The sequence below is a fragment of the Gordonia sp. DT218 genome, from assembly GCF_049847105.1.
Classification (GTDB): Bacteria; Actinomycetota; Actinomycetes; order Mycobacteriales; family Mycobacteriaceae; genus Gordonia.
Map to the genome: position 1 here is coordinate 1 of NZ_JBNCNS010000013.1, position 5,541 is coordinate 5,541.

The 5,541-nt window shown below is 55.2% G+C and carries 3 rRNA genes; all 3 read right to left on the reverse strand.

Annotated features, from left to right (window positions below):
- Positions 1 to 7: 7 nt before the first annotated feature.
- The 3 genes from rrf to ACPXCG_RS23935 all read right to left on the reverse strand — a co-directional run bounded on the left by rrf (position 8) and on the right by ACPXCG_RS23935 (position 5,305).
- Positions 8 to 124: ribosomal RNA gene (gene rrf, locus ACPXCG_RS23925) — 5S ribosomal RNA — on the reverse strand.
- A gap of 100 nt (positions 125 to 224) precedes the next feature.
- Positions 225 to 3,355 (reverse strand): 23S ribosomal RNA (locus ACPXCG_RS23930).
- A 431-nt stretch (positions 3,356 to 3,786) separates the two neighbouring features.
- Positions 3,787 to 5,305: ribosomal RNA gene (locus ACPXCG_RS23935) — 16S ribosomal RNA — on the reverse strand.
- Together the 16S, 23S and 5S rRNA genes form the textbook arrangement of a ribosomal RNA operon.
- Between the last annotated feature and the right edge of the window lie 236 nt (positions 5,306 to 5,541).

Below are 5,541 nucleotides of genomic sequence, written 5' to 3' on the forward strand. Positions count from 1 at the left end.
GAGTTGTGTTCGGCGGTGTCCTACTCTCCCACACTGGTTAGGGTGCAGTACCATTGGCGCTGGAGGGCTTAGCTTCCGGGTTCGGAATGGGACCGGGCGTTTCCCCTCCGCTATGGCCGCCGTAACTTTATGAAACCCACACACAACATGGGGTTTGTTTAACCGTTGTGTGTTGTTTCAGAAGTGTCATAGTGGATGCGAACTCATTGCGGTGAATGAGTGTTGTTAGTAAGTCCTCGGCCGATTAGTACCAGTCACCTGCATACATTGCTGTACTTCCAGTTCTGGCCTATCAACCCCATGGTCTGTGGGGGGCCTTACCCCCTCGAAGGGGGTGAGAAACCTCATCTTGGAACAGGCTTCCCGCTTAGATGCTTTCAGCGGTTATCCCTTCCGAACGTAGCTAACCAGCCGTGCCCTTGGTAGGACAACTGGCACACCAGAGGTTCGTCCGTCCCGGTCCTCTCGTACTAGGGACAGGTTTCCTCAAGTTTCTGACGCGCGCGGCGGATAGAGACCGAACTGTCTCACGACGTTCTAAACCCAGCTCGCGTGCCGCTTTAATGGGCGAACAGCCCAACCCTTGGGACCTACTCCAGCCCCAGGATGCGACGAGCCGACATCGAGGTGCCAAACCATCCCGTCGATATGGACTCTTGGGGAAGATCAGCCTGTTATCCCCGGGGTACCTTTTATCCGTTGAGCGACACCGCTTCCACTTGCCGGTGCCGGATCACTAGTCCCGACTTTCGTCCCTGCTCGACATGTACGTCTCACAGTCAAGCTCCCTTGTGCACTTACACTCAACACCTGATTGCCAACCAGGCTGAGGGAACCTTTGGGCGCCTCCGTTACATTTTGGGAGGCAACCGCCCCAGTTAAACTACCCACCAGGCACTGTCCCTGAACCCGATCAGGGTCCGAGGTTAGAAGTCCAATACGATCAGAGTGGTATTTCAACAACGACTCCATGAACACTGGCGTGCCCACTTCACAGTCTCCCACCTATCCTACACAAACCGAACCGAACACCAATACCAAGCTATAGTGAAGGTCCCGGGGTCTTTTCGTCCTGCCGCGCGTAACGAGCATCTTTACTCGTACTGCAATTTCGCCGAGTCTGTGGTTGAGACAGCAGAGAAGTCGTTACGCCATTCGTGCAGGTCGGAACTTACCCGACAAGGAATTTCGCTACCTTAGGATGGTTATAGTTACCACCGCCGTTTACTGGGGCTTAAATTCTCAGCTTCGCACCCCGAAGGGCACTAACCGGTCCTCTTAACCTTCCAGCACCGGGCAGGCGTCAGTCCGTATACATCGTCTTACGACTTCGCACGGACCTGTGTTTTTAGTAAACAGTCGCTTCTCTCTGGTCTCTGCGACCACACCCAGCTCATGAGGAAAACTCAATCACCAGACATGGTCCCCCTTCTCCCGAAGTTACGGGGGCATTTTGCCGAGTTCCTTAACCACAGTTCTCTCGATCGCCTTAGTATTCTCTACCTGACCACCTGTGTTGGTTTGGGGTACGGGCCGTGTACCAACTCGCTAGAGGCTTTTCTCGGCAGCATAGGATCATGGAATTCGCCTCAACGGCTACGCATCACCTCTCAGACACATGAACGACGGATTTACCTATCGTTCGTCCTACAGGCTTACACCAGTATTACCACTGACTGGCCCCACTACCTTCCTGCGTCACCCCATCGCTTGCCTACTACCAGCCAAGGTCCCATGCAGCCGGCTCACGCCTCCCGAAGGAGATCGATCACCATTTGGATGGTTAGTACAGCTGATTCAGCATGGACGCGGATACACGGGTACGGGAATATCAACCCGTTGTCCATCGACTACGCCTGTCGGCCTCGCCTTAGGTCCCGACTCACCCTGGGCGGATTAGCCTGGCCCAGGAACCCTTGGTCATCCGGCGGCAGAGTTTCTCACTCTGCTTTCGCTACTCATGCCTGCATTCTCACTCCCACACCCTCCACACCTAGCTCACGCCGGTGCTTCCAGGGATGCAGGACGCTCCCCTACCCACCCCACCCACTACCAACACCCCCGTAAGGGTGAAGGGATGTATTGGTGAAGTGCCGCGGCTTCGGCGGTGTACTTGAGCCCCGCTACATTGTCGGCGCAGGATCACTTGACCAGTGAGCTATTACGCACTCTTTCAAGGGTGGCTGCTTCTAAGCCAACCTCCTGGTTGTCTCTGCGATCCCACATCCTTTTCCACTTAGTACACGCTTAGGGGCCTTAGCCGGCGATCTGGGCTGTTTCCCTCTCGACTACGAACCTTATCGCCCGCAGTCTCACTGCCACACTCTCACTTACCGGCATTCGGAGTTTGGCTGACGTCAGTAACCTGATAGGGCCCATCGGCCATCCAGTAGCTCTACCTCCGGTAAGAAACATGCAACGCTGCACCTAAATGCATTTCGGGGAGAACCAGCTATCACGGAGTTTGATTGGCCTTTCACCCCTACCCACAGCTCATCCCCTCCATTTTCAACTGAAGTGGGTTCGGGCCTCCACGACGTCTTACCGTCGCTTCACCCTGGCCATGGGTAGATCACTCCGCTTCGGGTCTAGACCCGGCGACTCCACGCCCTATTCAGACTCGCTTTCGCTACGGCTACCCCACACGGGTTAACCTTGCCACCGAGCACTAACTCGCAGGCTCATTCTTCAAAAGGCACGCCATCACCCACCCACCGAAGTGGCACAGGCTTTGACGGATTGTAAGCGTCCGGTTTCAGGTACTATTTCACTCCCCTCCCGGGGTACTTTTCACCTTTCCCTCACGGTACTTGTCCGCTATCGGTCACCAGGAAGTATTCAGGCTTACCGGGTGGTCCCGGCAGATTCACAGCAGATTCCACGAGCCCGCTGCTACTTGGGCATCCATCACGCAAGACCACAGGTTTTCAGCTACCGGACTCTCACCGACTACGGCAGACCATTCCAGGCCACTTCACCTAACCCATGATTTTATCACTCACGCCCAGCACGGCAGCACTGAGAAGATGAACCCCACAACCCCACACACACAAACCCTGCCAGGTATCACATGCGCATGGTTTAGCCTCCTCCGCTTTCGCTCGCCACTACTCACGGAATCACAATTGTTTTCTCTTCCTATGGGTACTGAGATGTTTCACTTCCCCACGTTCCCTCCACACCCGCTATACATTCACAGGTGGGTAACACGACATCACTCGTGCTGGGTTTCCCCATTCGGACACCCTCGGATCACAGCTCGTTTGACAACTCCCCGAGGACTATCGCGGCCTACCACGTCCTTCATCGGCTCCTGGTGCCAAGGCATCCACCGAACGCCCTTAAACACTTACAACAACACCTACAAACCACCCCCACACCACCAACACCCCCACAAAGGGAACATCAGCCGGCGAGGATCGAATGTAGACATCACCTACAAAACTTTTATCTCGTTCAACCACAAACACCGAAGTGTTCATGACAAATAAAGATGCTCGCATCCACTATGCACTTCTCAAACAACACACACCCGAATGCGATCGACTCTCACGCCCCCATCACAGGAACAATCAACAAGACAACCCGCCACCCGAGCACCGAGACAACACCATGTGTTCCCTCAGAACCCCGATAGTGTGCTGATGACACGCCGGCCTCACGACCAACGACAACCACAAACAACCGAACACGGTCGCCCACAGCCTGCCTGATGTTTCACCCTCGAACACACACCCACCGCAGAACACATGCCTGCAGAAATGGGTGATGTTGTGTGCTCCTTAGAAAGGAGGTGATCCAGCCGCACCTTCCGGTACGGCTACCTTGTTACGACTTCGTCCCAATCGCCGATCCCACCTTCGACGGCTCCCTCCACAAGGGTTAGGCCACCGGCTTCGGGTGTTACCGACTTTCATGACGTGACGGGCGGTGTGTACAAGGCCCGGGAACGTATTCACCGCAGCGTTGCTGATCTGCGATTACTAGCGACTCCGACTTCACGGGGTCGAGTTGCAGACCCCGATCCGAACTGAGACCGGCTTTAAGGGATTCGCTCCACCTCACGGTATCGCAGCCCTCTGTACCGGCCATTGTAGCATGTGTGAAGCCCTGGACATAAGGGGCATGATGACTTGACGTCATCCCCACCTTCCTCCGAGTTGACCCCGGCAGTCTCCTGCAAGTCCCCGGCATAACCCGCTGGCAATACAGGACAAGGGTTGCGCTCGTTGCGGGACTTAACCCAACATCTCACGACACGAGCTGACGACAGCCATGCACCACCTGTACACCAACCACAAGGGGGGCTGTATCTCTACAGCTTTCTGGTGTATGTCAAACCCAGGTAAGGTTCTTCGCGTTGCATCGAATTAATCCACATGCTCCGCCGCTTGTGCGGGCCCCCGTCAATTCCTTTGAGTTTTAGCCTTGCGGCCGTACTCCCCAGGCGGGGTACTTAATGCGTTAGCTACGGCACGGATCCCGTGAAAAGGAACCCACACCTAGTACCCACCGTTTACGGCGTGGACTACCAGGGTATCTAATCCTGTTCGCTACCCACGCTTTCGCTCCTCAGCGTCAGTTACTACCCAGAGACCCGCCTTCGCCACCGGTGTTCCTCCTGATATCTGCGCATTTCACCGCTACACCAGGAATTCCAGTCTCCCCTGTAGTACTCAAGTCTGCCCGTATCGCCTGCACGCCTACAATTGAGTTGCAGAATTTCACAGACGACGCGACAAACCGCCTACGAGCTCTTTACGCCCAGTAATTCCGGACAACGCTCGCACCCTACGTATTACCGCGGCTGCTGGCACGTAGTTGGCCGGTGCTTCTTCTCCAGGTACCGTCACTCACGCTTCGTCCCTGGTGAAAGAGGTTTACAACCCGAAGGCCGTCATCCCTCACGCGGCGTCGCTGCATCAGGCTTCCGCCCATTGTGCAATATTCCCCACTGCTGCCTCCCGTAGGAGTCTGGGCCGTGTCTCAGTCCCAGTGTGGCCGATCACCCTCTCAGGTCGGCTACCCGTCGTCGCCTTGGTAGGCCATTACCCCACCAACAAGCTGATAGGCCGCGGGCCCATCCCCAACCGCAAAAGCTTTCCACCACACCCCATGCGAAATGTGGTCATATCCGGTATTAGACCCAGTTTCCCAGGCTTATCCCAAAGTTGGGGGCAGATCACCCACGTGTTACTCACCCGTTCGCCACTCGAGTACCCCCGAAGGGGCCTTTCCGTTCGACTTGCATGTGTTAAGCACGCCGCCAGCGTTCGTCCTGAGCCAGGATCAAACTCTCCATGAAAATCATACAAAAAACACCAACACAAAGGCCGGCATCTTTCAACACAATCCCAGTCAGAGAGAAAAACAAACCTGACCAATACAAAAACTAGCAACACCCACCCACACAGGGCAGATGCCACAAAAACAATCCATCTCATATCCAAAATCCAAAGAACTTGGACACACGATGCCAAACAAATGGCATCAGACAATTCATCAACACACTATCGAGTTCTCAAAGAACACACACCCACC